This window comes from Aquabacterium fontiphilum (assembly GCF_009909205.1).
GTDB classification, from domain to species: Bacteria; Pseudomonadota; Gammaproteobacteria; order Burkholderiales; family Burkholderiaceae_C; genus Aquabacterium; species Aquabacterium fontiphilum.
The window spans coordinates 200219-224209 of the sequence record NZ_JAAAPN010000005.1; the positions used below are offsets into that span (position 1 = coordinate 200219).

Below are 23991 nucleotides of genomic sequence, written 5' to 3' on the forward strand. Positions count from 1 at the left end.
ACTCAGCTGCCGACCGACCATGACTCTGGCTTACTTCGTCACTGGAACCGACACCGGCGTGGGCAAGACGCGCGCTACCTGTGCGCTGTTGCATGCGCTGCGCCGCGCCGGTCACGCCCGTGTGGTGGGCATGAAACCCGTGGCGGCCGGTTGCGACTGGGTGGCCGCGGCAGAACACGGTGCGGGACACTGGCTGAACGAGGACGTGGTCGCATTGCGTGCGGCCGGCTCGTTGGCCGTGCCGCCGGCCTTCGACAATCCCTATGCCCTGCCCGATGCGGTCTCGCCCCACATTGCCGCTCGCAATGCAGGCGTGCGCGTGGACCTCGGCCATCTGGAGGCCAGCTTTCACGCGCTGCGCCAGCATGCGGACGCGGTGGTGGTCGAGGGCGCCGGCGGCTTCATCGTGCCCTTGGCCGACGCCGACGACGAATGGCTCACCACGGCCGATCTGGCCCAGCGGCTGCGCCTGCCGGTCATCCTGGTGGTGGGCTTGCGCCTAGGCTGTCTCAACCACGCGCTGCTGACCCAGGAGGCCATCGCCGCGCGCGGCTTGACGCTGGCGGGCTGGGTGGCCAACCTGGTCGACCCCGCCATGCCCGAACAAGAAGCCAACGTGGCCACGCTGCAGCGCCGCCTGCACGCGCCCATGCTGGCGCGGTGGGGTCATGACCCCCACGCGGATGCGGCAGACCTCGCGCTTCAGCTGCCGGGTCAATCCGTCATGTAGCCCGCCTCGCGCACCTTGCGTTCGGCCACCGCCTGCGCCCGCGTGAGCACCTCGTCCACGCGCGGCGGCGCGGTCTGCAACAGTTCGGCCACGAGCTGGCCCACGGCCGTGCCGATGGACTGGAACTCGGGGATGCCCACCCACTGGATGCCCACATAAGGTGAGGGCGGCTCGGTGGGCCGGTTCTGATCGGCCAGCATGATGGCCTCGCGCTCGATGGCCGCGTGCGGATTGGCCATGCGGTAGGCCGGCTGGGCGTAGGTGGATTCGCGCGTGCCGGGTGGCACCGCGTGCCAGCCCACCTCGCGCGCCACCAGCGCGACATAAGCCGGTGAACTGGCCCACTCGGCAAAGCGCTGGGCCAGCTCGGGCTGACGCGAGCCGGCGGGAATGGCCAGCGACCAGGTCCACAGCCAGCGCGCTCCACGCGCCGTGCTTGCCACGGGCGCATGCAGAAAGGCCACCTGGCCGGCCACGCGCGATTCATTGCCCCGGCTGACGAAGTTGCCGGCCACCGTGGCGTCCACCCACATGGCGCAGCGGCCGGCAGAGAACAGCGCCAGGTTCTCGTTGTAGCCATTGGCCACTGCGGCAGGGGGACCATGTCGGCGCAGCAGGTCGCTGTACAGCGTCAGCGCCCGGCGCCAGGCCGGGCTGGTCAACTGCGGTTGCCACTTGGTGTCGAACCATTGTCCACCATGGGTGTTCACCATGGTCGAGACCAGCGCCATGTTCTGCCCCCAGCCGGGCTTGCCGCGCAGGCAGATGCCGGCCACGCCGCGCTGCGGGTCATGCAGGCGGCGGGCCGCCTGGGCAACCTGTTCCCATGTGGGGTGCAGGGGCAAGGTCATGCCCGCGGCGGCCAGCAGATCGGTGCGCACCATCGTCATGCTGCTCTCGCCATAGAAGGGCAGCGCATACAGCTTGCCGCCTTGCGTGAGCGCGTCGCGCACCGGGGGCAGCAGGTCGTCCGTCGCGTAGCCGGCGCTGGGTGTGATGGGGCGCAGCCAGCCGCGGCCGCTCCACACCTTGGCCTCGTAGCTGCCCACCGTCAGCAGGTCGAAGCGACCGCCGCGGGTGGCCACGTCGCGCGTGACCTGCTGGCGCAGCCGGTCTTCGTCCAGCGTCACCCAGCGTACGCGCACACCCGGGTGCAGCCGCTCGAAATGCGGCGTCATCCGTTGCAGCGTGAGCATGTGCCCGTTGTTGACCGTGGCGATCACCAGATCGCGCGCCAGCGCCGACGTTGCGGTGCCCAACAGCCACACCACCACACCGACGAACCAGGGGCGGGGCCAGCGTGTGTGCGCCATCGTCGCCTTCCGTCAGAATGTGATTTGTTCCATTGCCCATTGAAGGGCATGGATGCACTCTAACGCATGGGACGCCGTGCGCACCCCCAAACTCAGGATGGCGAAACCGACATGAACGACCTGCGAGGCCGTTGGGCTGCCTTGTCGCCGCGACACAGCGTGCGGGCGCGCTTTGCGCTGCTGGCCGGCGTCGGCGGCGTGCTGTTTGCCACCGTGCTGGCGTTCTGGGTGGCGCACGGACAGCGACAGCAGTTGCTTGATACGCTCGACCGGTCGGCTCACCGCGAAGCCCGTGTCATGGGCGAGGGCATTGCGGCCGATCTGGCCGAGCGGCTTGCGCGGGTGCAGCAATTGGCTTCCACACCCGAAATGGCCAGCGGGCTGCAGGATCTGGGTGCGCTGCGCCTGCAGCTGGAGCAGGCCCGCTTCCACGCGCCGGAGTTCGAGTGGCTCGGCCTGGCCGATGCGCGCGGCATCATCGTGAGCGCCACCGGCACGCGGCTGGAGCAGCAGGACGTGCGCCAGGCCGACTGGTATGTGCAGGGCCTGCGCGGCACCTGGCTGGGCAGCCCGCGTGAGCCGGGCGAACTCGGTCGTTACCTGCCGGCCGGGGCCGATGGGCAGCCGTTGGCCCTGATCGATCTGGCGGCGCCGGTGATCGACAACGACGGCGAGGTCATCGGCGTGCTGGTCGGTGCGGTGAACTGGCGCATGCTCAGCGAACGCCACCGGCGGCTGGTCGATCCCGGCGAAGGGCGCGCGCCAGCGCTTCTGATGACCCCGCAAGGCCAGGCTTCAATGGGTGCCGCCGCGGCGCCGGTGTTTCCCGCTGGTGCCGCCGAGCGCGACATCCTGCGTGCCGTGCAGGACGACGGGCGCTCGCGCCTCGTGCAATGGGGCGATGCCGGCATGCAGCTCACGGCAGCCGCCCCGGTCGACTGGGACCCGCAAGGCCAGGCGCCATCTTGGTGGCTGGTGCTGCGTCAGGATCCCGCCGTGTTTTTTGGTCCTGTCGAGGCGCTGCATCGCCGGCTCTGGGTGGGGGGGCTGGTGGGTGCGTTCGTGTTCATGGCGCTGATGTGGTGGCTGTCGGGGCGCGTGGTGCGCCCCTTGCGTGCGCTGGCCGAAACGGCGCGGGCGCTGCAGGCCGGCGAGCCGGCCCGGTTCAAGCCCGACGATGGGGCGCAAGACGAGGTGGCCGTGTTGACGCATGCCCTGGCGGATCTGCACGCCAACCTGCGCGACCGCGTGGCCGAATTGGCCGCTTACCGCGACCAGCTCGAGCTGCGCATCGCCGAGCGCACCGACGAGCTGCGCCAGGCGCGCGACCGCGCCGAGGCAGCCAACCGGGCCAAGAGTGCGTTCATCGCCAACATGAGCCACGAGATCCGCACGCCCATGAACGCCATCATGGGCATGAGCTACCTGCTCGCTCAGGATCGCCCGACGCCGGAGCAGGCCGAGCGCCTGCAGGTGGTCCAGCAAGCAGCAGACCACCTGCTGGAGATCATCAACAACATCCTTGACCTCTCCAAGATCGAGGCCGGCATGTTCACACTCGCCGAGGCCGACTTCGACCTGCACGAGGTGCTGCGCCGTGCCGTCGGGCTGGTGGCCCAGCGTGCGCGCGACAAGGGTCTGGCCCTCACGCTGGATCTCGAGGGCTGTCCGCGCTACCTGCGCGGCGATGCGGTGCGCGTGTCGCAAATCCTGCTCAACCTGCTGAGCAACGCCGTGAAGTTCACAGACCAGGGGCAGGTGCAACTGCGTGTCCAGGCGGGCGCGGTTGTCGACGGCAAGATGCCTGTGCGCATCGAGGTCGAGGACACGGGCATCGGCATCAGCGAGGCCGATGCGGCCCGTCTGTTCAACGCATTCGTGCAGGCCGACGAATCGCCAACCCGGCGGCACGGCGGCACGGGCCTGGGCCTGGCCATCACACGCAGCCTGGCCGAACTGATGGGCGGCGAGGCCGGCGTGCGCAGCCGCCTGGGCGAGGGCAGCACCTTCTGGTGCACGCTGCAGGTGCTGCCCGGTCAAGCGCCCGCCGAGACGCCCACCACCGCCGAGGCGGGGGCGCAGGGCGGGGCGAATGGGTCTGACTCCTCACCTGCGACGCCGTCGGCCCCCCTGACCGGATCACGCGCCTCAGAGCCCGAACTGCTGCCGGCCGTGCTGGCCGACCTGCGTGCGCGCCATGGGGCTGCGCGCGTGCTGCTCGCCGACGACAACCCGGTCAACCGGCTGCTGGTGACCGAACTGCTGGCCATGGCCGGCATCACGCCCGACGCGGTCGAGAACGGTGAGCAGGCCGTCGAGCAGGTTCGCCGTGCGCCCTATGATGTGGTGTTGATGGATGTTCACATGCCCGGCATGGATGGGCTCGCGGCCACGCGGGCCATCCGTGCCTTGCCAGGGGGGGCACAGTTGCCGGTCGTGGCCATGACGGCCAGCGTGCTGCACGATGAGCGCGAGGCCTGCCGGGCCGCCGGCATGAACGACCATCTGCCCAAGCCCCTGGACACCCACCAGTTGTTCCTGACCTTGCGCCACTGGCTGGATCAATCCGCCGCCAACGATGGCCGGGCCAACGTCGGCTGATCCAGACGAATCCACCTGCTGTTTGTTGTTTCCTGCCATGCACACCCGTTTCACCGCGCAGTTTGGCGTTCGCCACCCCATCGTCTTGCCCGGCATGACCTACATTGCCGTGCCGCGGCTGGTGGCCGCGGTGTGCAACGCGGGTGGGCTGGGCATTCTGGCGTCCGGGGCGCTGACGCCCGAAGGCTGCCGCGATGCCATTCGCGAGATCCGTGCGCTGACCGACAAGCCCTTCGGCGTGGGCTGCAGCCTGATGCTGCCCGGTGCGGCCGAGTGTGCGCGTGTGGCGCTCGAAGAGCAGGTGCCCGTGATCAACGTGTCCATGGGCAAGGGGGAATGGGTGATCGAGGGTGCACGCCGTTATGGCGGCAAGGTGATCGCCACGATCTCGAGTGAGCCCCATGCGCGTTCGGCCATTTCAGCCGGGGTCGACGGCCTGATCGTGACGGGCCACGAGGCGGCAGCCCATGGGGGTGCGGTGTCTTCGATGGTGTTGATCCCGGCGGTGCGCGACCTGTGCGACTTGCCCATCATCGCCGCCGGTGGGGTGGCCGACGGGCGCGGGCTGGTGGCCGCGCTGGCGCTCGGGGCCGATGCCGTGGCCATGGGCACACGCTTCGCGGCGTCAGCTGAAAGCCCCGTGCACGCGGCCACCAAACAACTCATCGTGCGCAAGGAAGCCGGCGAGACGATCTACTCGCCGCATTTCGACAGCTTTCCCTGCCGCGTCATGCACACCGAGGGCGGCCGCCGCTATACGCGTCGACGCCTGAGCCCGCCGGTGGCCATCACCCGCGCCTTGCGCGCCGCGCGTGAGACCCAGCGGCCCATGGGCGCGCTGGTGCGCGATGTGATGCGGCTGGGCCCACTGGAGGCGGTCAAGGTGGCCTACTTCGGCGCAGCCACCCTCGCCATGAGAAAAGCCATCCACGAGGGCAACCACGTGGATGGCGTTCAGTTGATAGGCCAGTCTCAGGGCTTGGTCCACGATGTGGCCGCGGTGGCCGACATCGTGGAGCGGGTGATGCGTCAGGCCCGAGAGGTGGCGACCACGGTGTCCCGGGCCGGCTGACGCATCGTGACGGCGCTGTCTCAGTCGTTCGAGCCGCCCATGCCGAACAGGCTCAGCAGGCTGACGAACATGTTGTAGATCGAGACGAACAGGCTGGTCGTGGCCAGCACGTAGTTGGTCTCGCCACCGTTGACGATGCGGCTGGTCTCGTAGAGGATCATGCCGCTCATCAGCAGCACGAACATGCCGGAGACAGCCAAGCTCAGCGCGGGCATCTCGAAGAAAAACGCGCCCAGACCCAGCACGAAGGCCACCAGGATGCCGACGAACAGGAACTTGCCCATGAAGCTGAAATCACGCTTCGTGGTCAGTGCGATCGCCGACAGGCCCAGGAAGGCCACGGCCGTGGTGCCCATGGCGTTCGTCACGATGGCGCTGCCGTTGGGCAGCGACAGCACCGAGCTCAGGATGGGGCCGAGCGTGTAGCCCATGAAGCCGGTCAGCGCGAACACCGACAGCACACCCCAGCCGCTGTTGGCCGTCTTGTTGATCAGGAAGCTCAGCCCGAAGAAACCCACCAGGGTGAGGATCAGGCCAGGGTGCGGCAGCTTCAACGCCATTGCGGTGCCGGCCACCGCGGCGCTGAACGCCAGGGTGAGCGCCAGCAAGGCGTAGGTGTTGCGCAGCACGCGCTGGCTGTTTGCTGCGAGGGCCAGACCGCCCCCTGCCGGCATCGGAACGGCGCGGGCGTAAGGACGAGGGTCCACAGACATGGATGACTCCTTCGGTGAAGTGGCGACCATCTGGCCGCCGTGGGATTGACACAGCCCGCACTTTAGGCAACCGCATTGTTCATGTAAATTCGAATTTCCAACCAGGTGATTTCGGGTAAACCGCAATGAACTACAAGCATCTGCAGTATTTCTGGGCGGTGGCGCGGCTCGGCGGTGTGGTCAAGGCCAGCGAGCACCTGCACGTCACGCCCCAGACGGTGAGCGGGCAGGTGCAACTGCTCGAAGACGCCATTGGCCGGCCCCTGTTCCGCAAGAAGGGTCGCAAGCTGGAGTTGACCGAAACCGGCGAGCTGGTCTACAGCTATGCGCGCGACATCTTTCATCTGGGCTCCGAGCTGGAAGAGGTGCTGCGGCAGCCCCGCGGCTCTCAGCGCCCGGTCGAGTTGCGCGTTGGCATCGTGGATGCGGTGCCCAAGCTGGTGGCGGGACGCCTGATGGCGCCGGCCATGACCGGGGCCCAGGCCTTTCGGGTGATCTGCCGCGAAGGCAAGATAGAAAGCCTGTTGGCGGACCTGTCGGTGCACCGGCTCGATCTGGTGTTGTCGGATCGGCCGCTGCCGCCCGCGCTCAGCGTGAACGCCTACACCCACCGGCTCGGCGGATCGCAGGTGGGCTTTTACGCCGCCCCGGCGCTGGCGCGGGAGCTGGCCAAACCCTTTCCGGCCTTGCTCGATGGTGCGCCGCTGCTGTCGCCTGGCAGCGAGTCGGCCATGGGCCTGCGGCTCAATCAGTGGCTGGGCAAACACAAGCTGCGGCCCCGCGTGGTGGGCGAGTTCGATGACAGCGCCATGGTCAAGGCGCTGGGCATGCAGGGACTGGGCGTGTTCATTGCGCCCCGCGTGCTCGACGAATCCGTGCGCCGGCAGTACAACGCGGTGTTCCTGGGCGAGGCGGCCGATCTGGTTGAAGAGTTTCACGTGATCACGGTGGAGCGGCGCATCACCCACCCCGGCGTGGTGGCCATCACCGAGGCCGCCCGCGAGGGCCTGTTCTCGGACCTGCGGCGCTGAAACCGGCGTCGGTGCGCGTCTGTGGGCGTCTGTGGGCGCCTGTTAACCTAGCCGGATGACGACCTGGTTTGACGACGCGCTGCAGCAGCTCGCAGCGCACCACCTGCAGCGCCGCCGGCGCCAGGTGGCCCCGCTGCATGCGCCCGCCGAGTTGGCCCCCCACGAAGAGGCCCTGCGCGCGACCACCTACCTCGTGGACGGCCAGCCGCGGCTGTCGTTCGGCAGCAATGACTACCTCGGCCTGTCGCAGCATCCGGCGCTGATGGCTGCGGCCCACGCGGCCATCGACCGCTACGGTGTGGGCGCCACCGCCTCGCCACTGGTCTGCGGCCACAGCCCTGAACACGAGGCGCTCGAAGCCGATCTGGCGCGGCATGTCGGCCTGCCGCGCGCCCTGTACTTCTACGCCGGTTATGCGGCCAATGTGGGCGCGATCCCGGCGCTGGTGGGCAAAGGCGACGCGGTGTTCTCGGATGCCCTGAATCACGCCTGCATCATCGATGGCGTGCGCCTGTCGCGGGCCGAGGCCCACATCGTGCCGCACGCCGATCTGGCCGCACTCGAAACCGCCCTGCGTGCGAGCACGGCCCGGCGCAAGCTGGTGGTCACCGATGCGGTGTTCAGCATGGATGGCAACGTGGCCGATGTGCCGGCGCTGCTGGCGCTGTGCGAGCGCTTCGATGCGATGCTGATGATCGACGACGCCCATGGCTTCGGCGTGCTGGGGCCGCAGGGCGAGGGCACGCTGGCGCACCATGGCATCGCGGGGGCCGCGGGCGTGGCGCCGGCCTGGCAGGGGCGGCTGGATCGGCTCATCTACATGGCCACGCTGGGCAAGTCGGCCGGTGTGGCTGGGGCTTTTGTGGCCGGCTCGGACCGCATCATCGAATGGGTGATGCAGAAGGCCCGCACCTACATGTTTGCCACGGCGGCGCCGGCGCACATTGCGGCAGCCTTGCGGGCCGGGGTGCAGGTCATCCAAGACGAGCCCGGCCGTCGCACGCACCTGGCGGCGCTGCGCGCGCGCCTGCGCGAGGGGCTGGCTGGATGTGAGGCCATACGCGATGGGCGCTGGCGGCTGTTGCCCTCTGACACGGCCATCCAGCCGCTGGTGATTGGCAGCAACGAAGCAGCGCTGGCCGTCATGGCCGCACTGGATGCGCAAGGCATCTGGGTGCCGGCCATCCGCCCGCCCACCGTGCCCGACGGCACGGCGCGCTTGCGCATCTCGCTGTCGGCCGCGCACACGGCCGAACAGGTGGATCGCTTGTGCGCGGCGCTGGCCACGCGCCCCGCGTGATCAGGCTGCGTCGCGCAGCTTGACCTCGGCCCGCAGCGAGTGCGGGTAGGCCTGGGTGATGGTGACGTCGATCAACTCGCCGATCAGGCGGTCGCGCAGTGGCCCGCCGTCGAAGTTCACGATGCGGTTGCACTCGGTGCGGCCCATCAGCTCGATCGGGTTCTTGCGGCTCGGGCCTTCCACGAGAATTTTCTGCGTGGTGCCCACCAGGGCCTGGCTGTAGCGCTGCACGTTCGATTCGAGGTAGGCCTGCAGCGTCTGCAGCCGCTTGAGCTTGACCTCGTGCGGCGTGTCATCGGCCAGCGAGGCAGCCGGTGTGCCGGGACGCGCGCTGTAGATGAAGCTGAACGAGGCGTCGAACTCGAGGTCGGTCGCCAGCTTCATCAGCTTGTCGAAGTCGTCGTCTGTCTCACCCGGGAAGCCCACGATGAAGTCGGTCGACAGGCTGATGTTCGGGCGCACGGCGCGCAGCTTGCGGATGGTGCTCTTGTATTCGAGCGCCGTGTAGCCGCGCTTCATGGCCATCAGGATGCGGTCGGAGCCGTGCTGCACGGGCAGGTGCACGTGGTTCACGAGCTTGTGCGTCTTGCCGTAGACATCGATCAGGCGCTGGCTGAACTCGTTGGGGTGGCTGGTGGTGAAGCGGATGCGCTCGATGCCGGGGATCTCGGCGACGTATTCAAGCAGCATCGCGAAATCGGCGATCTCGGCCGTCTCGCCCATCTTCCCCCGGTAGCCATTGACGTTCTGGCCCAGCAGGGTCACCTCTTTGACGCCCTGGTCGGCCAGGTCGGCCACCTCGGTGAGCACGTCGTCAAAGGGGCGCGACACCTCTTCGCCGCGGGTGTAGGGCACCACGCAGTAGCTGCAGTACTTCGAGCAGCCTTCCATGATGGACACGAAGGCCGAGGCGCCTTCCTTGCGCGGCGGCGGCAGGTGGTCGAATTTCTCGATCTCGGGGAAGCTGATGTCGACCTGCGGGCGTTTTTGCTGCTGGCGCTTTTCCAGCATGGCGGGCAGGCGGTGCAGCGTCTGCGGGCCGAAGACCACGTCCACGTAGGGCGCGCGCTCGATGATGGCCGCGCCTTCCTGGCTGGCCACGCAGCCGCCCACGCCGATCATCACGCCCTTGTCCTTGAGGTGCTTGACGCGGCCCAGGTCAGAGAACACCTTTTCCTGCGCCTTCTCGCGGATCGAGCAGGTGTTGAACAGGATGAGGTCGGCTTCCTCTGGGTTGTCGGTGGGCACATAGCCCTTGGCGGCGTTCATGACGTCGGACATCTTGTCCGAGTCGTACTCGTTCATCTGGCAGCCGTAGGTCTTGATGTAGACCTTCTTCTGGGGCGTGGTGGTGTCGGTGCTCATGTCGGGACTCAATGCGGTGCGGGATGCTGGGCCGGGCCGGTATTCAAGGCTTGATCCAGATGCGCTGAATCGGGTTGTAGACCCACTTGGCGGCCTCTTCGGCGCTCTTGGGCCAGGGGCGGCTCAGTTCGTCGTCGTTGAGCACCCAGATCTCGCGCAGCTCACCGCGGTTGTCCAGGGTGTAGTTGGCCTGCAGCTTCACGCCTTCGAGGGCGCTGGGACGCACCAGGCGGTTGCGGTCGTTGCGGATGCGCGGGTTGTGCGCGATGGCCACCGGTTGGCCATTGAGCGTGGCCGCATCGGCCGAGAGCACGACCAGTTCGCCGCGCAGCGATTCCTTGGGCAGCGTGCGAAACACGGTGGTCTGTGCGACGGCGGCCAAGGGCAGGGCCACCGTCAGGGCGGCGGCCAGCAGGGCCGTGCGCCGTGTGAGACAGCGTGACATGGTGTAGATCCAGGGGCTGTGAACGGAGGCTGGATTCTACCGAAGGCGCCCGCTGCCGTGTGGGCGATGTGCGCCTGCGCTGGCGCCTCAGCCCTGGGCGTCGAGCTCGGCCAGTCGCTGCGGTGTGCCCACGTCTGTCCACGGGCCGGTGTGCAGTTGGCCACTGAGCCGGCCGGCGTCAATGGCCCGTTCCAGGAAGGGCCGCAGCGCGGCGCGCTCGCCCGGCTGGATGCCGGCCACCATGTCCGGGCGATACAGCCCGATGGTGGAGTAGGTGTAGGCTGGACAGCCCGGTGCGGCATCGCGGCGTTGCACCCGGCTCTCGGCTGTCAGCGCGAAATCGCCTTGCGGCACATGGGGCGGGTTGGGCACCAGCCACAGGCGGCCCCAGTCGTCGCCCCGCACAAACGTTTGCGCAGCGGCGGCCTCGAACCGGAAGCCCGGTACGAACACATCGCCGGCCACCACCCAGAAGGCCTCGTGGCCCCCCGCGGCCTGCAGCAGCGGCAGCGCGTTGGCCATGCCGCCGGCGGTCTCCAGTGCGCCGCCGTGGTCGCGTCGCTCGTGCGCATACTGGATGCGCAGGCCCCAGCGGCTGCCATCGCCCAGGGCCGGTTCGAACTGTTCTTCGAGGTGGGCGGTGTTGATGACCACCTCGCGCACGCCATCGCGGGCCAGTGCTTCCAGGTGCCACACGATCAGTGGTTTGCCGCGCACCGGCAGCAGCGGCTTGGGCGTGTGGTCGGTCAGCGGGCGCATGCGCTCACCACGGCCCGCGGCCAGGATCAGCGCAGGCACTTGCCCGAGTGGGCGCGCTGCATGGCCTGTGTGTAGGGTGCTCATGGCCGGCTCCGTTCATAGGCCACCACGTGGCTGAGGTCCAGCTGGATGCCCACGGCCTCCCCCAGTTCGTGGTTGTGGTGCGAGGGCACGAGCGAGAGCACCTCGGTGCCATCCGGCAGCGCCAGGGTGTAGAGGAAATCCGCCCCACGAAACGCCTTGTGCACCACGCGGGCTTGCAGGTGGCTGTGGTCGTCGTGCTGCACATCATCTGGCCGCAGCAGCACATCCACCGGTGTCTGCGGGGCGAAGGGCAGCGGCTCGTCGGTCTGAAACAGGCAGTCGTCGGGCGGCACGCCTTCCACATCAAGGCGCAGCTGGCTGGCGCCAATGACCGTGGCCGGCACGAACGCCCCCTGACCCACGAAGTTGGCCACGCGCCGGTTGGCCGGCCGGTGGTACAGCGCGTAGGCCGTGTCCCACTGCTGCAGCTTGCCATCGGCCAGCACGCCGACGACGTCGGCCATGGCAAAGGCCTCGACCTGGTCGTGCGTCACCATCACCGCCGTGGTGTGTGTGGCCTTGAGGATGTCGCGCACCTCGCCTGCCAGCCGCTCGCGCAGCGCCACGTCAAGGTTCGAAAAAGGCTCGTCGAGCAGCAGCACGCCGGGCTGCGGCGCCAGCGCGCGCGCCAGCGCCACGCGCTGCTGTTGCCCGCCCGAGAGTTCGTGCGGGTAACGGTGGCCTGATTTCGCCAGACCGACGATGGCCAGCATCTCCTGCACGCGGCCAGCCACGTCGCCGCGGCCCTGCAGGCCAAAGCCCACGTTCTGCGCCACCGTCAGATGCGGGAAGAGAGCGTAGTCCTGAAACACCATGCCGATGCGGCGCTTCTCGGGCGCCACCATCTTGCCGGGGGCGCTCAGCGTCTGACCGTCCAGCGAGATGCGACCGCCGGTCAGCGGCTCGAAGCCGGCGATCGCGCGCAGCACCGAGGTCTTGCCGCAGCCCGAGGGCCCCAGCAGGCAGGCGATGGCGCCCTGCGGCAGGGCGAACGACAGCTCGCTGACCACCTCGCGGGTACCGTAGCGCAGGGCAAGGTGTTCGACGGCGAGCCAGGGCTTGCCAGCCGGCAGGGCCGGCGCGTGAGCGTGATCGGTGGCGGTCCGCATGCTGGACGGGAGGGCTGCAACAGAAAGAAACGATCATAATTCTCAATTCATCATGCAGCTGGCTGTTCCTTCTCTTTCGTCGACGCCGTCCGGCCTCACGCCGCGCCGCCCCTCCTGGTTGGTGGGGGTGGCCGTGCTGGTCGGCGTGGCCGTGATGCTGCCCATCCTGGCCGTGGTGCTGCAGGTGTTCTCTCCTGGCACGGGCGACACCTGGTCGCACCTGGCCTCGACCGTGCTGCCCGAGTACCTCTGGTCCACGCTGTGGCTGTGTCTGGGTGTGGGCATCGGCACGGCCAGCATGGGCGTGGGAGCGGCCTGGCTGGTCACGCGCTACGACTTCCCGATGCGCGGGGCGTTCGAGTGGGCGCTGGTGCTGCCGCTGGCGGTGCCGGGCTATGTGATGGCCTACACCTACACCGACCTGCTGCAGTTCGTCGGGCCGGTGCAGACCGCGTTGCGCGAGGCCTTTGGTTGGCGGCGCGGCGATTACTGGTTCCCGGATGTGCGCTCGCTGGGCGGGGCCGTCTTGCTGTTCTCGTTCGTGCTCTACCCCTATGTGTACATGCTGGCGCGCACCGCCTTCCTCGAGCGCGCGGGGGGCATGCTGGAGGTGGGGCGCTCGCTGGGGCTGGGCCCGTGGCGCAGTTTCTGGCGCGTCTCCCTGCCCCTGGCGCGGCCCGCCATTGCCGCAGGTGTGGCGCTGGCCCTGATGGAAACACTGGCCGATTTCGGTGCCGTGTCCTATTTCGGCGTGCAGACCTTCACCACCGGCATCTACCGCGCCTGGTTCTCGCTGGGCGACCGGGTGGCTGCGGCGCAACTGGCCTCTGCGCTGCTGGGCTTTGTCGTGCTCGTGTTGGCGTTCGAGCGGTTGTCGCGCGGCCGGGCGCGCTTCCATGACACCACGCTGCGGCGCACGCCCTGGATGGGTCGCCGCCTGGGCTGGCTGGGAAGCCTGCTGGCCGTCGTCGGCTGCCTGATCCCGCTGGTGCTGGGTTTTCTGCTGCCGGCCGGTGTGTTGCTGCACATGGCGCTCACCGAGGGCGATGCCCAGTTTGGCCCGCGCTTCATCGAGCTGGCCCGCAACAGCATCACCGTTTCGGGCCTGACGGCGCTGTTCGCCGTCGTGCTGGCGTTGCTGCTGGCCTATGCCGCGCGCCTGCATCCGCATTGGCTGGTGCGGGGCGTGCACCGCCTGGGCGGCCTGGGTTATGCGTTGCCGGGCACGGTCATCGCCGTGGGTGTGCTGATCCCGGTCACGCGGGTGGACCAGGTCATCACGGGCTGGCTGGAGGTGGCCTTTCAGTGGCAGGGCGGCCTGGTGCTCACAGGCGGTATTGCAGGGCTGGTTTATGCCTGCGTGGTGCGTTTCTTGACGCCTGCCGTGCAGTCCATCGACGCCGGGTTGTCCAAGGTGACGCCCAACATGGACAACGCCGCGCGCAGCCTGGGGCTGAGCCCGTCTCAGACCCTGCGCCGGGTGCACTTCCCCTTGCTGCGCGGCAGCCTGCTGACCGCAGCGCTGCTGGTGTTCATCGACGTGATGAAAGAGCTGCCGGCCACGTTGGTGATGCGGCCGTTCAACTTCGACACCCTCGCCACCCAGGCCTATGTGCTGGCGTCAGACGAGCGGCTGGCCGAGGCCTCGACCTCGGCCCTGGCCATCGTCGTGGTGGGGCTGTTGCCGCTGGTGGTGATCAGCCGGCAGATCGCCCGCAGCAGGCGGGCGTCGGGCTGAGTGCCGCAAGCTGACTTGAGCCAGCCCGCGAGACTTCAGCATGGTGCGGGCGGCTCGCGCCGCCCGACGGTCAACGCCAGCCGGCGCGATCGAAGATGCGCTGAGCCTGGGCGGCGTTCTTGGCCAGCTCACCCACGTTGAGGGTGTCGGGCTTGAACGTGCCCATCGCCTTCAGTGCGGGGTTGTCCAGCTTCACGCTGGGCACGGCGGGCCACTCGTTGTTGCCGTTGGCGAAGTAGCTCTGAGCTTGATCGCTGGCCAGGTATTCGAGGAACTTGACGGCCGCATCGCGGTTCGGCGCGGTCTTGATGATGCCGGCGCCCGAGATGTTGATGTGCGTGCCCCAGCTCGCCTGATTGGGCCATACCACGCCCAGCGATTCCACAACCTGACGGTCTTCCGGCTTGGTCGAGCGCATCAGGCGGGCGAGGTAGTAGCTGTTGGAGATGGCCACGCCGCATTCTCCTGCTGCCACCGCGCGCAGCTGGTCGGTGTCGCCGCCCTTGGGTGCGCGTGCGAAGTTCTGAACCAGGCCGCGAGCCCAGGCCTCGGCTTGCGCGGGGCCTTCGTGGGAAATCACGGCGGCGCCGAGCGACAGGTTGTAGGGGTGCGAGCCGGAGCGCACGCAGATCTGACCCTTCAGGCGCGGGTGAGCCAGGTCGCCATAGGTCTGCACCCACTCGGCCTTGACGTCACGCTTGTTGTAGACCACAAGACGGGCGCGGGTGGAAAACGCAATCCAGTTTGGCGTGCGCAGGTTGGCAGGAATGCGCTGCTCCAGCACTTTGGACTGGATGGGTTGGAAGATGCCGGCCTGGTCGGCGATTTCCAGACGGGCGGCGTCGACCGTGATCAGGATGTCGGCAGGCGAGCGGGCGCCTTCGTTCTTGATGCGCTCGAGCAGCTCGTCTTCCTTGCCATCCAGCCGGTTGATCTTGATGCCGGTCTGTTTGGTGAAGTTGTCGTACAGGGCCTCGTCGGTCTGGTAGTGACGGGCCGAGTAGATGTTCAGCACCTTCTCTTGCGCCTGGGCGCCGGTGTGGGCGGCCAGGGCGATCAGGGTCAGAGCGGTCCAGCGGGGCAGCGAACGGGCCATGCTTTCAATTCCTTGTTCGTGGTGGGTGACGCTGCGCCGTCCCAAAACGGCGCAGCGAGAGATTACACGATAACAAGAATGATTTTCATTGACCTTAATCTGCATCAGGGCGGATCGCCCGGCGGGGCAGCCCCGGTTGGGCGATCTTCCGCCCCCACACTCACCGCGCCAGCACCGTTTCCGTGCTCGTCGACGGGGTCATGCTGAACCGGTTGGCGCGCCGGAACGTGCCGAAGTCGTTGAAACGCACGCCCATCTCGCGCATCACCTGGTGGGCGATGCCGGCGTTCCACTGACGGATGTAGAAGGGCTCTTTCACCGCGAAGTGGTGGATGGCGTGCGTGCTGCCGAAGTTGAAGCAGAACAGCTGCATGGGCAGCAGCCACCAGGGGTTGAGCACCTGGCATTGCTGCATCACGTTGCGTGCCTCCACGTCACCGTAGTAGTGCATGTTCGAGCTGATGAAGTGCAGGCAGAAGGTGCGCAGCAGGCAGGGCAGGGCGTAGACCACGCCGAAGATGTCGAGGCCGGCCATCAGGTGCGGCATCCATTGCGGCCAGGGGATCTCGACGCCCAGCAGGGGAGCCGCCCACTGCACGGCGTGCAGCACCACCCAGCCGTGGAACGCGATGTAGTACACCTGCCCGATGGGCATGTAGGCGGTGAACTGCTCCAGCGCCATGCGGCGGGCTTCGGCGCGACTGGCGGGCTTCTGAGCCTTGATGTAGGCGGCGGTGGCGCGGCGCATCTCCAGCGGGCGCAGGAAGACGGCCAGCATGTTGTCACCCGTCATCAGCAGGCGGCGCAGGCCCCAGGGCACACCGTTGGTGATGCCGCGCTCTTCCAGGTCCGACTTGGTGCCCGACACCTTGTGGTGGTGCAGGTGCAGGTTGCGGCGCACAAAGGGGCTGACCGTGCTGGCGCGGGCCAGCCAGCCCAGCAGGAGCATCAGGTTGTTGGCCCAGGGGCGATCACGGAAGTACATGTGGTGGATGAGGTCGTGCTCCAGCTCGTGGATGAACGACGCAAAGATGGCCGTGACCGGCACGCAGACCCACCAGGGGATCACGCCTTCCACATACAGCCAGCCGCTGGCCACCATGCCCAGCAGCGAGACCGCGAGGATGGTCACGCCAATGGCGTTCTGATGGCGCAGCCAGGGGTGGCGGGCCCGCAGGGCCACGCCGGCATCCAGCACCACCTTGCGGATGTGCTCGGCCTTCTGCGCGTCGGTCATGCGCTGAGGGTTCAGCTTGTTCTTGCTCATGTGCTCCTCGGATCTGATGTCCATCAACAGTGGAGCGAAGATTAGCGATCCGCGTTTTCCCTGCGTGAGGGGCAATCAGGCCGAAAACTTGTCATTTCGGGCCATGGCGCTGGCGCCAGTCCCGAGGCGACAGGCCCGTCCAGCGTGCGAAAGCCCGGGCGAAGTTGGCCGGGTCGGTGTAGCCCACGGCTTCGGCCACCTCGGCCACGGCGAGCGCCGGGTTGCCGAGCAGGCGCATCGCATCGCGCTGGCGAACCTGGTCGAGCAGCACCTGATATGACGTGCCCTCGGCCTGCAGGCGGCGTTTCAGCGTGCGCTCGGACACATGCAGCATCTCGGCCATGTCGCCGATGTCGGGGTAGCGCTGATCCCTGCACACCAGACGGGTCAGCACCTGGGAGCTGGTCGTGTGGTCCTGCGCCTGGCGGGCCATCTCTTGTTCGAGGCGTTCGATGGCCAGTTGCACGCTGACCGGGTCGGCGGTCGCGATGGGCTCGTCGAGCATGCGGGCCGGAAAGCGGATCTGCACAGCCGGTTGCCCGAAACGGAAGGGCGGGATGCGGTCCCGGTAGCGGGCATAGGCCGGTGGCTCGGCGTGGGGGACGCAGATGGTGCTGAGCCAACCCTGTTTGGCCGGGTCCATGTCCATGATCTTGGCAAACAGGCTGCACAACTCGACGGCCACCAGGTCCATGATGAAGGCCCGGTGGGGGCCGAGCGGGATGGTCTCGTGCAGCGTGACGACCACCTCAGCGCCCTCGACGCTCAGGCTGCTGCGGAAGGCCGGGACGCGGGCCTGGAAGTAGCGCTCGCTGAACGCAATCGCATCGCGCAGCGTGCTGCAGCTGATCAGGCCAAAGCCCACGAAGCCGTGCTTGGTGACCTGGCTGCGCAGCCCGAGCTCGTAAGCCAGCCCGCGGTCGCCTTCCAGGCTGTTGGCGCGGCCCAGCAGCATGGCGTATTGCCAGGCCTCGATCTGCGCGCGGGTGTCTTGCAACACCGCGAGGGTGAGCTGGCTGCCAGCGAGCACGGCCTCAGCCTCGTGGCCGCGCTCCTGCATCAGGTTGAGCAGCGAGAGGCCATAGGTGGCCGGAATCTTCAGGCGCAGGTCAGGGCTGATGGATGTGCTGGCGGGCATGGGGGCCAGATTGTGGCGCAGTGTGGCGCGTCAGGCCAGCCATCGCGCCAGCAAGGGAGCCAGCAGCACCAGGGCGATGCCCGAGAAAATCATCGTCAGACTGGAGACAGCGCCTTCCTGCGCGCCGATCTGCCAGGCCTTGGCCGTGCCCACGCCATGGGTGGCGGCGCCAAAGGCTGAGCCCACTGCCACACTGTGGCGCACCTTGAGCCACATCAGCCAGCCTTGCCCCACCAGCATGCCGAACACGCCGGTGACCAGCACGCACATCACCGCCAGCTCGGGCTCCACACCCAGCGTGGTGGCCACGGGCATCGCGAAGGGCGACGACACGGAGCGCGGCAGGATGCTGCGCATCACCTCGTCGGGCAGCCCCAGCAGCCAGGCGAGTGCCCACGAACTCGACACGCCCAGCACCACGCCGGTCATCACGCCGATGGCCAGCGTCAGCGGGTAGCGCCGGATCAGCCCGCGCTGCTGGAAGATCGGGAAGGCGAAGGCCACCGTGGCCGGCCCCAGCATCCACGTCAGCCAGCGGGTGTGCAGCGCGTAGACCTCATAGGGGGTGGCCGTGATCAGCAAGGCGGCGATCAGGACCGTGGGTGTCAGGATGATGGGCGACAGCCACAGGCTGGACACGCGCTGGTGCAGGCGGCGCGAACCATAGAACAGCAGCAAGGTCAGCACCAGCCAGCCGGCGCCCTGAGCCTGCACCCACGGCGAGGCGAGGTCGATGCCGAGCTGGGCGCTGCTGGAGGTGAGCGCGCTCATCGGGCGTCCTCCCAGCGGATGGCCCGCTCGACCACCCAGCCCACGCCACCCATGACGAACAGCGTACCGGCCGCCACAGCAATGGCCAGCTTCACGCCCATCCAGCCGAACAGCTCCTGGTGACGGATCAAGGCCATCAGCGGGGGAATGAAGAACAGCAGCATGTCGCCGAGCAGCCAGCGTGCGCCGCGCTCGATGTGGCGTGACGGCAGCCAGCCCATGACGAGCACAGCCGTCAGCGCCATCAGGCCCACCACCCCGCTGGGCACGGGCCAGTGCCAGGTGCGCACAGCCAGGTCGGCGGCGGCCCACAGGGCAACAAAGCTCAGCACCTCGACCAGCCAGCGCGCGCGGGCGCGCAGGACCGAGCCGGCAGGCCGGGCGTTGGGGGCGTGCTCAGGCGTCGGCATGCCCGTCATCATGACGCATTCAGGCCCGCCACGAAGACGGCGAGCCCGAATGCCAGCGTCTGGTCGACCTCGGCTGCGCTCATCATGCCGGCGCGGTCCAGTTCGACCAGCCCGTGCATGTAGGCCCACAACGCGTGAGCCAGTTGCGCATCGTCGCGCTGGCCCGGCAGCGCGGCGGCCATGGCGAGCACCCGATCCCACACGGCGGTGTGGCTGGGCGGCTCGGTGCCATCGTGGCGGCACCATCGCATCATCACCTCGTACACCGCCGGCCGCTCGCGTGCGAAGCGCAGATAGGCCTGGGCGGCGGCCAGGATGTCGGCCAGGGTGTCTTCACCGCGCATGGCGGCCTCCAGGTGCTGCAGCAGCAACCGGCCCGCTTCATCGGCGAGCGTGAACTCCAGCGCGGCCTTGTTCTCGACATGGCGGTACAGCGCGTTGGGCGCCACGCCCAGTTCGGTGGCAAGCATGCGCATGGACAACTGCGCCAGGCCGTGCTGCTCCAGCAGCCGCAACGCAGTGGCGGTCAGGGTGTCAGGGTCGATCTTGCGCGGATAGGACATGGGCAGTCTGGCCGCCATTGACGGCGGCGCGGATGAAAGTGTACGCTGTACACCATGCAGACGTTTCAGCTCAACGGAAAGCCAGTGTCGGTGGATGTCGAAGACGACATGCCGCTGTTGTGGGTCTTGCGCGACGAACTGGGCCACACCGGCACCAAGTTCGGCTGCGGCGTCGCGGCCTGTGGGGCCTGCACGGTGCACCTGGAAGGCCAGGCGATCCGTTCGTGCGTGTTCCCGGTCTCGGCCGTGGCGGGTAAATCGGTCCACACCATCGAAGCCACCGAAGACCCGATTCTGCAGCGCCTGCAGCAGGCCTGGGTCGACCACCAGGTTCCTCAGTGCGGCTACTGCCAGTCGGGCATGCTGATGGCCGCCACGGCCCTCTTGCGCAATCAGCCTCGGCCGAGCGACGCTGACATCGATGCCGGCCTCACCAACCTGTGCCGCTGCGGCACCTACCAACGCATCCGCGCCGCCATCCATGATGCCGCGCAGGCCTTGCAAAGGGGCACGCCATGAGCGCCGACACCGCATCGCGCAGCAAGCTCAGTCGCCGGGCCTTTCTGATCGTGGGCGCGGCGGCAGCGGGCGGCCTCGTGGTGGGCTGTGGTGCCCCGTCGGCCCGAGATCGGTTGGGCGATGCGGCGCCCGCGGGGGCCGATGGCGCTGTGGCGCTCAATGGCTGGGTGCGTATCTCGCCTGACGGGCGTGTGCATGTGGCCGTGCCCCGAGCCGAGATGGGGCAGGGCGTGCTCACGGCGCTCCCTATGCTGCTGGTGGAAGAACTCGATGCGCGTTGGGATGACGTCCAGGTGGAACACGCCCCCGTCGCCCAGATCTACGCCAACCAGGCCTTGCTGCTCAACGTGCTGCCGTTCGGTCTGGATGACGAGGGTTGGGTGGCGCGGCTGGCGCGGGCTGGCGCCCAGCGCCTGGGCCACGCGTTGCACCTGCAGGTCACTGGCGGCTCCAGCAGCGTGCGCGACGCCTGGGAGCCCATGCGCCTGGCCGGGGCCACAGCGCGCGCCATGCTGGTGTCGGCCGCCGCGGCGCGCTGGGGCGTGCGCCCCGAGGCCTGTGCCGTGGCCGATGGCATCGTGCGCCATGCCGCATCCGGACGCCAGGCCGGGTTCGGCGAGCTGGCGGCCGATGCGGCCCGGCTCGCCCCGCCCGACGACGTGCCGTTCAAGCCGCCTGCTCACTACCGCCTGATCGGCCGTGCCACGCCGCGCAAGGACATTCCCGCCAAGACCAATGGCCAGGCGCGCTTCGGCATCGACGTGCGCGAGCCCGACATGCTGTACGCCGCCATCGTGCAGCCGCCGGTCTTTGGCGCACAGGTGGCCTCGTTTGACGCGGTCGAAGCCGCGCGGGCGCGCGGTGTGCACAAGGTGCTGCAGATTCCGCAAGGCATCGTGGTGGTGGCCGACAGCTGGTGGCGTGCCCGCCAGGCCGCAGCCCGCGTGGCCGTGCGCTACACCGAGACCCCGTCCGACGCGCTGACATCGGCCGACATCGAGCAGCAGTTCGCTCAGGCACTTGACGCCGAAACCGGCACCCGCTTCGCCCGCCGAGGCGATGGGCGCGATGCCTTGCAGCAGGCCGAGCGGGTGATCGAGGCGCGCTACTGGGCACCGTATCTTGCCCATTCCGCACTGGAGCCGATCAACTGCACCGCCCGCGTGCATGAGGGTCAGGTTGACGTCTGGGTGTCCACCCAGGTGCCCTCGCTTGCCAAGTGGCGTGCGGCGCAGGTGGCGGGCGTCGAGACCGACCAGGTCCGCCTGCACCTGCCCTTGCTGGGCGGCGGCTTTGGCCGTCGGTTGGAGGTCGACATGGTCGAGCAGGCGGTGGCCATTGCGATGCAGCTGCCGGGGCGCCCCATCAAGCTGGTGTGGACGCGTGAAGACGACACGCAGCACGACATGTACCGCCCGGCGGCCCTGGCGGTGTTCCGCGCCGGGTTGGATGCCAAGGGCGAGGTGCGCGTGTGGACAAACACCGTGGCAGCGCAATCGGTGAGCCACGATGCCATGCGCAGGCTGCTGCCCTGGGCGGCTGCCGACGCACCCGACAAGAACCAGATCGAAGGCGCGTTCGACCTGCCCTACGACATCCCGCACCTGGAAGTGCGCCAGGTGCGCACGCAGACCCACGTGCCCGTGGGATCCTGGCGCAGCGTGGGGCACTCGTACAACGCGTTTTTCACCGAGTGCTTCATGGACGAGCTGGCCCATGCGGCCGGCGCCGATCCGCTGGCTTTCCGGCGGGCCCGCCTGCAGCACAAACCCCGCCATCTGGCGGTGCTTGAACTGGCTGCGCGCCAGGCCGGCTGGGGTCAGCCACTGCCGCCTGGTCGGGCGCGTGGCATCGCGTTGCACGAATCATTTGCGTCCATCTGCGCCCAGGTGGCCGAGGTGTCCATCGACAACGGGCAAATCCGCGTGCACCGCGTCGTGTGCGCGGTGGATTGCGGCCTGGTCGTCAACCCCGACACCGTCGAGGCGCAGATGCAGGGCGGCATCGTCTACGGGCTCAGCGCCGCACTGATGGGCGAGATCACGTTGAATGAAGGCCGCGTGGCGCAGTCGAGCTACCACGACTACGACGCCGTGCGCCTGCAGCACATGCCGGTGATCGAGACCCACATCGTGCCCAGCACCCGCGCGCCCGGTGGCGTGGGCGAGCCTTCGACCCCACCGATCGCACCGGCCGTGGCCAATGCGGTGTTCGCGCTCACGGGCCAACGCCTGCGCAGGCTGCCGCTGCGGCTGGATGCCACCGAGCGCGGCAGCTCGCCTGTCACCACCTGAGTCATGCACAGCAACGACCACAGCGTGTTGACCCAGGCGCTGGCCTGGCGCGAGGCTGGCCAGCGCTGTGTGCTCATCACCGTGCGCCAGACCTACGGCGCCAGCCCGCGCCCGCCTGGCGCCATGGCGGCCATCTCCGAGCAGGGCCAGATCGTGGGCTCGGTCTCGGGGGGCTGTGTGGAAGATGACCTGCTCGAAGAGGTACGGGCGGGCGCCTTCTGGGCGCCTGGCGCGCCGGCCGTGGCCTTGCGCGAGTACGGGCGGGACGCCGCAGAGCGCAGCCGCTACCGCCTGCCGTGTGGCCACAGCCTCAAGCTCGCCATTGAAACCCACTGGCCCACCGCACCCGTCGCCCAGGCCTTGGCCGCCATGGCTGCGCACCGGCCCGTGTTGCGCCGGCTGCGCTACGACACGGGCACCGTGACGCTGAGCCTGGCGCCCGACGCGCTGGCCGGCCACCCCGCTTTGCGCGAAGACGCCGAAGGGCTCACCGTGGTGTGGGGCCCTCGGCTGCGCCTGCTGCTGATCGGCGCCAGCGAAGTGGCGCGCTACCTCGCGCCCATCGCCCAGGCGCTGGGCTACGCCGTGACCGTGTGCGACCCGCGCGAAGAGTACCGACTCAGCTGGCCGTCAAGCGACGTGGAGCTGACCGTCGGCATGCCTGACGACGTGGTGCAGGCCTTCGCCTGCGACGCGCGCACGGCAGTGGTCACCGTCTCGCACGACCCCAAGCTGGACGACCTTGCGCTGATGGAGGCGCTGCGCACGCCGGCCTTTTATGTCGGTGCGCTGGGCTCGCAGGCCAACAGCCGTTTGCGCCGCGACCGCCTGAGGCTGTTTGACCTGAGCGAGCCGCAACTCGACCGGCTGCATGCGCCCGTGGGTCTGGCCATCGGCTCACGCACGCCGGCCGAAATCGCCGTGTCGATCGCCGCCGAGCTGGTGGCGGCGCAGCGTGCGCAAGAGCAGGCGGATCTGGTTGGGCGTGCTGCACAGGCTCAGCCCGCACCGCTCGCCTGCCATGTCTGACCCGGTCGTGGCCCTGGTGCTGGCCGCCGGTCAGGCCCGCCGCTTTGGCAGCGACAAGCGCTGGGCCCGCCTGCCCGATGGCCGTTCGCTGTTGGATGCGGTGATCGAGACTGCCCGCCTTGCTGGGCTGCCCGTCCACGTGGTGCTGCGCCCGGGCGACGAAGCTGGCGCGGCCTGCTGCGCGCGACAAGGTGCCCAGCCGGTGTGGGCGGCGGCCGCCGGGCAGGGCATGGGCGCGTCGCTGGCGGCGGGGCTGCGCCAGCTCACGGACCACACCGACGCCGAGGCAGCGGTGGTGATGCTGGCTGACATGCCGTGGGTGCAGCCCGAGACGGTTCGCGCCTTGTGCGCGGCCTTCGCGCGTGAGCGCGGCCTGACATGGCCCTGGCACCAGGGGCAGCCCGGACACCCGCGCTTGCTGCCGCGCGCGCAGTGGCCTGCGCTGCTGGATCTGGGCGGGGACGAGGGCGCGCGCGGGCTCGACTGGGCACGGGCAACGCGGGTGGTCGTGGCCGATGCCGGCGTGCTGCGGGACGTCGATGTACCGCAGGATCTACAGGGGTGACCTTGTTGACGTGGCCGGATGCGGCCCGCAGGCCGGAAAGCCCGCAAACAGAAAAGCCTTGCAGCGTGTGCTGCAAGGC

At 68.7% G+C, this 23991-nt stretch carries 22 protein-coding genes; 10 read left to right on the plus strand and 12 right to left on the minus strand.

Annotation, left to right across the window (positions count from 1 at the left end; translation table 11 throughout):
* Positions 1 to 19: 19 nt before the first annotated feature.
* Positions 20 to 730, plus strand: coding sequence for a dethiobiotin synthase (gene bioD / locus GTZ97_RS07715; protein WP_161649999.1), 711 nt, complete (start codon positions 20 to 22; stop codon positions 728 to 730).
* On the opposite strand, the gene GTZ97_RS07720 is transcribed toward bioD, so the two are convergent.
* The gene (locus GTZ97_RS07720; protein WP_161650000.1) at positions 715 to 2043 is read right to left on the minus strand and encodes an ABC transporter substrate-binding protein; all 1329 of its coding nucleotides are present in this window, start codon (positions 2041 to 2043) and stop codon (positions 715 to 717) included. The two genes, bioD and GTZ97_RS07720, sit on opposite strands and share 16 nt — an antisense overlap.
* A gap of 111 nt (positions 2044 to 2154) precedes the next feature.
* On the opposite strand from GTZ97_RS07720, the gene GTZ97_RS07725 reads away from it, so the two are divergent.
* Both GTZ97_RS07725 and GTZ97_RS07730 read left to right on the plus strand, forming a co-directional pair.
* The gene (locus GTZ97_RS07725; RefSeq protein WP_161650001.1) at positions 2155 to 4644 is read left to right on the plus strand and encodes a hybrid sensor histidine kinase/response regulator; all 2490 of its coding nucleotides are present in this window, start codon (positions 2155 to 2157) and stop codon (positions 4642 to 4644) included.
* A gap of 37 nt (positions 4645 to 4681) precedes the next feature.
* Entirely contained in the window at positions 4682 to 5716 is a 1035-nt protein-coding gene (locus GTZ97_RS07730; RefSeq protein ID WP_161650002.1) for an NAD(P)H-dependent flavin oxidoreductase, read from the plus strand.
* A gap of 20 nt (positions 5717 to 5736) precedes the next feature.
* Here GTZ97_RS07730 and GTZ97_RS07735 read toward each other — a convergent pair whose 3' ends face one another.
* Entirely contained in the window at positions 5737 to 6429 is a 693-nt protein-coding gene (locus tag GTZ97_RS07735) for a Bax inhibitor-1/YccA family protein (protein ID WP_161650003.1), read from the minus strand.
* A 125-nt stretch (positions 6430 to 6554) separates the two neighbouring features.
* Between GTZ97_RS07735 and nhaR the strand changes: the two genes are divergently transcribed.
* A complete protein-coding gene (gene nhaR / locus GTZ97_RS07740; RefSeq protein ID WP_161650004.1) occupies positions 6555 to 7460 on the plus strand; it encodes a transcriptional activator NhaR in 906 nt (301 codons plus the stop codon).
* A gap of 55 nt (positions 7461 to 7515) precedes the next feature.
* Complete coding sequence (gene bioF / locus GTZ97_RS07745) at positions 7516 to 8760, plus strand: 8-amino-7-oxononanoate synthase (RefSeq protein ID WP_161650005.1); 1245 nt, start codon at positions 7516 to 7518, stop codon at positions 8758 to 8760.
* Here bioF and miaB read toward each other — a convergent pair whose 3' ends face one another.
* The 4 genes from miaB to GTZ97_RS07765 form a co-directional block, all read right to left on the minus strand.
* Positions 8761 to 10125: a tRNA (N6-isopentenyl adenosine(37)-C2)-methylthiotransferase MiaB gene (gene miaB / locus GTZ97_RS07750; protein ID WP_161650006.1), complete on the minus strand. Its 1365-nt coding sequence runs from the start codon at positions 10123 to 10125 to the stop codon at positions 8761 to 8763.
* A gap of 43 nt (positions 10126 to 10168) precedes the next feature.
* Complete coding sequence (locus GTZ97_RS07755; RefSeq protein ID WP_161650007.1) at positions 10169 to 10570, minus strand: hypothetical protein; 402 nt, start codon at positions 10568 to 10570, stop codon at positions 10169 to 10171.
* A gap of 87 nt (positions 10571 to 10657) precedes the next feature.
* Positions 10658 to 11413 (minus strand): N-acetylmuramate alpha-1-phosphate uridylyltransferase MurU, encoded by a 756-nt coding sequence (gene murU / locus GTZ97_RS07760; RefSeq protein WP_161650008.1) that lies wholly within the window; start codon positions 11411 to 11413, stop codon positions 10658 to 10660.
* Positions 11410 to 12522 carry an ABC transporter ATP-binding protein gene (locus tag GTZ97_RS07765; protein ID WP_161650009.1) on the minus strand — a complete coding sequence of 371 codons (1113 nt, stop codon included), beginning with the start codon at positions 12520 to 12522 and terminating at the stop codon, positions 11410 to 11412. Before GTZ97_RS07765 ends, murU begins: the two co-directional genes overlap by 4 nt.
* Positions 12523 to 12574: 52 nt before the next feature.
* Here GTZ97_RS07765 and GTZ97_RS07770 point away from each other — a divergent pair, with 52 nt between their 5' ends.
* The gene (locus GTZ97_RS07770) at positions 12575 to 14260 is read left to right on the plus strand and encodes an ABC transporter permease (RefSeq protein ID WP_161650010.1); all 1686 of its coding nucleotides are present in this window, start codon (positions 12575 to 12577) and stop codon (positions 14258 to 14260) included.
* A 70-nt stretch (positions 14261 to 14330) separates the two neighbouring features.
* On the opposite strand, the gene GTZ97_RS07775 is transcribed toward GTZ97_RS07770, so the two are convergent.
* The 6 genes from GTZ97_RS07775 to GTZ97_RS07800 all read right to left on the minus strand — a co-directional run bounded on the left by GTZ97_RS07775 (position 14331) and on the right by GTZ97_RS07800 (position 19505).
* Positions 14331 to 15356, minus strand: a complete 1026-nt coding sequence (locus GTZ97_RS07775; RefSeq protein WP_161650011.1) for a Fe(3+) ABC transporter substrate-binding protein — start codon at positions 15354 to 15356, stop codon at positions 14331 to 14333.
* A gap of 160 nt (positions 15357 to 15516) precedes the next feature.
* On the minus strand, positions 15517 to 16623 hold the full coding sequence (locus GTZ97_RS07780) for a fatty acid desaturase (RefSeq protein WP_161650012.1): 1107 nt from the start codon (positions 16621 to 16623) through the stop codon (positions 15517 to 15519).
* Between the two features lie 91 nt (positions 16624 to 16714).
* Positions 16715 to 17761, minus strand: coding sequence for an AraC family transcriptional regulator (locus GTZ97_RS07785; protein WP_161650013.1), 1047 nt, complete (start codon positions 17759 to 17761; stop codon positions 16715 to 16717).
* Positions 17762 to 17791: 30 nt separating this feature from the next.
* Positions 17792 to 18532, minus strand: a complete 741-nt coding sequence (locus tag GTZ97_RS07790) for an LrgB family protein (RefSeq protein WP_161650014.1) — start codon at positions 18530 to 18532, stop codon at positions 17792 to 17794.
* On the minus strand, positions 18529 to 18942 hold the full coding sequence (locus tag GTZ97_RS07795; protein ID WP_161650015.1) for a CidA/LrgA family protein: 414 nt from the start codon (positions 18940 to 18942) through the stop codon (positions 18529 to 18531). The genes GTZ97_RS07790 and GTZ97_RS07795 overlap by 4 nt, the downstream gene beginning before the upstream one ends.
* Positions 18943 to 18950: 8 nt before the next feature.
* Positions 18951 to 19505, minus strand: coding sequence for a TetR/AcrR family transcriptional regulator (locus tag GTZ97_RS07800; RefSeq protein ID WP_161650016.1), 555 nt, complete (start codon positions 19503 to 19505; stop codon positions 18951 to 18953).
* 54 nt (positions 19506 to 19559) lie between these two features.
* Here GTZ97_RS07800 and GTZ97_RS07805 point away from each other — a divergent pair, with 54 nt between their 5' ends.
* From GTZ97_RS07805 to GTZ97_RS07820, 4 genes are read left to right on the plus strand one after another with little or no spacing between them, the layout of a single operon-like run.
* Positions 19560 to 20024 carry a (2Fe-2S)-binding protein gene (locus GTZ97_RS07805; protein ID WP_161650017.1) on the plus strand — a complete coding sequence of 155 codons (465 nt, stop codon included), beginning with the start codon at positions 19560 to 19562 and terminating at the stop codon, positions 20022 to 20024.
* A complete protein-coding gene (locus GTZ97_RS07810) occupies positions 20021 to 22318 on the plus strand; it encodes a xanthine dehydrogenase family protein molybdopterin-binding subunit (RefSeq protein WP_161650018.1) in 2298 nt (765 codons plus the stop codon). The genes GTZ97_RS07805 and GTZ97_RS07810 overlap by 4 nt, the downstream gene beginning before the upstream one ends.
* Positions 22319 to 22321: 3 nt before the next feature.
* Positions 22322 to 23347, plus strand: coding sequence for an XdhC family protein (locus GTZ97_RS07815; protein ID WP_161650019.1), 1026 nt, complete (start codon positions 22322 to 22324; stop codon positions 23345 to 23347).
* Positions 23340 to 23912, plus strand: a complete 573-nt coding sequence (locus GTZ97_RS07820) for a nucleotidyltransferase family protein (RefSeq protein ID WP_161650020.1) — start codon at positions 23340 to 23342, stop codon at positions 23910 to 23912. Before GTZ97_RS07815 ends, GTZ97_RS07820 begins: the two co-directional genes overlap by 8 nt.
* The last annotated feature ends 79 nt before the right edge of the window (positions 23913 to 23991 follow it).

Coding starts and splice junctions, on each gene's coding strand:
- GTZ97_RS07765 (WP_161650009.1), bottom strand. CDS start 12,522: ATGCGGACCGCCACCGATCACGCTCACGCGCCGGCCCTGCCGGCTGGC.
- bioD (WP_161649999.1), top strand. CDS start 20: ATGACTCTGGCTTACTTCGTCACTGGAACCGACACCGGCGTGGGCAAG.
- GTZ97_RS07775 (WP_161650011.1), bottom strand. CDS start 15,356: ATGGCCCGTTCGCTGCCCCGCTGGACCGCTCTGACCCTGATCGCCCTG.
- GTZ97_RS07820 (WP_161650020.1), top strand. CDS start 23,340: ATGTCTGACCCGGTCGTGGCCCTGGTGCTGGCCGCCGGTCAGGCCCGC.
- GTZ97_RS07790 (WP_161650014.1), bottom strand. CDS start 18,532: ATGAGCGCGCTCACCTCCAGCAGCGCCCAGCTCGGCATCGACCTCGCC.
- bioF (WP_161650005.1), top strand. CDS start 7,516: ATGACGACCTGGTTTGACGACGCGCTGCAGCAGCTCGCAGCGCACCAC.
- miaB (WP_161650006.1), bottom strand. CDS start 10,125: ATGAGCACCGACACCACCACGCCCCAGAAGAAGGTCTACATCAAGACC.
- GTZ97_RS07720 (WP_161650000.1), bottom strand. CDS start 2,043: ATGGCGCACACACGCTGGCCCCGCCCCTGGTTCGTCGGTGTGGTGGTG.
- nhaR (WP_161650004.1), top strand. CDS start 6,555: ATGAACTACAAGCATCTGCAGTATTTCTGGGCGGTGGCGCGGCTCGGC.
- GTZ97_RS07795 (WP_161650015.1), bottom strand. CDS start 18,942: ATGCCGACGCCTGAGCACGCCCCCAACGCCCGGCCTGCCGGCTCGGTC.
- murU (WP_161650008.1), bottom strand. CDS start 11,413: ATGAGCACCCTACACACAGGCCATGCAGCGCGCCCACTCGGGCAAGTG.
- GTZ97_RS07810 (WP_161650018.1), top strand. CDS start 20,021: ATGAGCGCCGACACCGCATCGCGCAGCAAGCTCAGTCGCCGGGCCTTT.
- GTZ97_RS07730 (WP_161650002.1), top strand. CDS start 4,682: ATGCACACCCGTTTCACCGCGCAGTTTGGCGTTCGCCACCCCATCGTC.
- GTZ97_RS07725 (WP_161650001.1), top strand. CDS start 2,155: ATGAACGACCTGCGAGGCCGTTGGGCTGCCTTGTCGCCGCGACACAGC.
- GTZ97_RS07780 (WP_161650012.1), bottom strand. CDS start 16,623: ATGAGCAAGAACAAGCTGAACCCTCAGCGCATGACCGACGCGCAGAAG.
- GTZ97_RS07815 (WP_161650019.1), top strand. CDS start 22,322: ATGCACAGCAACGACCACAGCGTGTTGACCCAGGCGCTGGCCTGGCGC.
- GTZ97_RS07755 (WP_161650007.1), bottom strand. CDS start 10,570: ATGTCACGCTGTCTCACACGGCGCACGGCCCTGCTGGCCGCCGCCCTG.
- GTZ97_RS07805 (WP_161650017.1), top strand. CDS start 19,560: ATGCAGACGTTTCAGCTCAACGGAAAGCCAGTGTCGGTGGATGTCGAA.
- GTZ97_RS07735 (WP_161650003.1), bottom strand. CDS start 6,429: ATGTCTGTGGACCCTCGTCCTTACGCCCGCGCCGTTCCGATGCCGGCA.
- GTZ97_RS07800 (WP_161650016.1), bottom strand. CDS start 19,505: ATGTCCTATCCGCGCAAGATCGACCCTGACACCCTGACCGCCACTGCG.
- GTZ97_RS07770 (WP_161650010.1), top strand. CDS start 12,575: ATGCAGCTGGCTGTTCCTTCTCTTTCGTCGACGCCGTCCGGCCTCACG.
- GTZ97_RS07785 (WP_161650013.1), bottom strand. CDS start 17,761: ATGCCCGCCAGCACATCCATCAGCCCTGACCTGCGCCTGAAGATTCCG.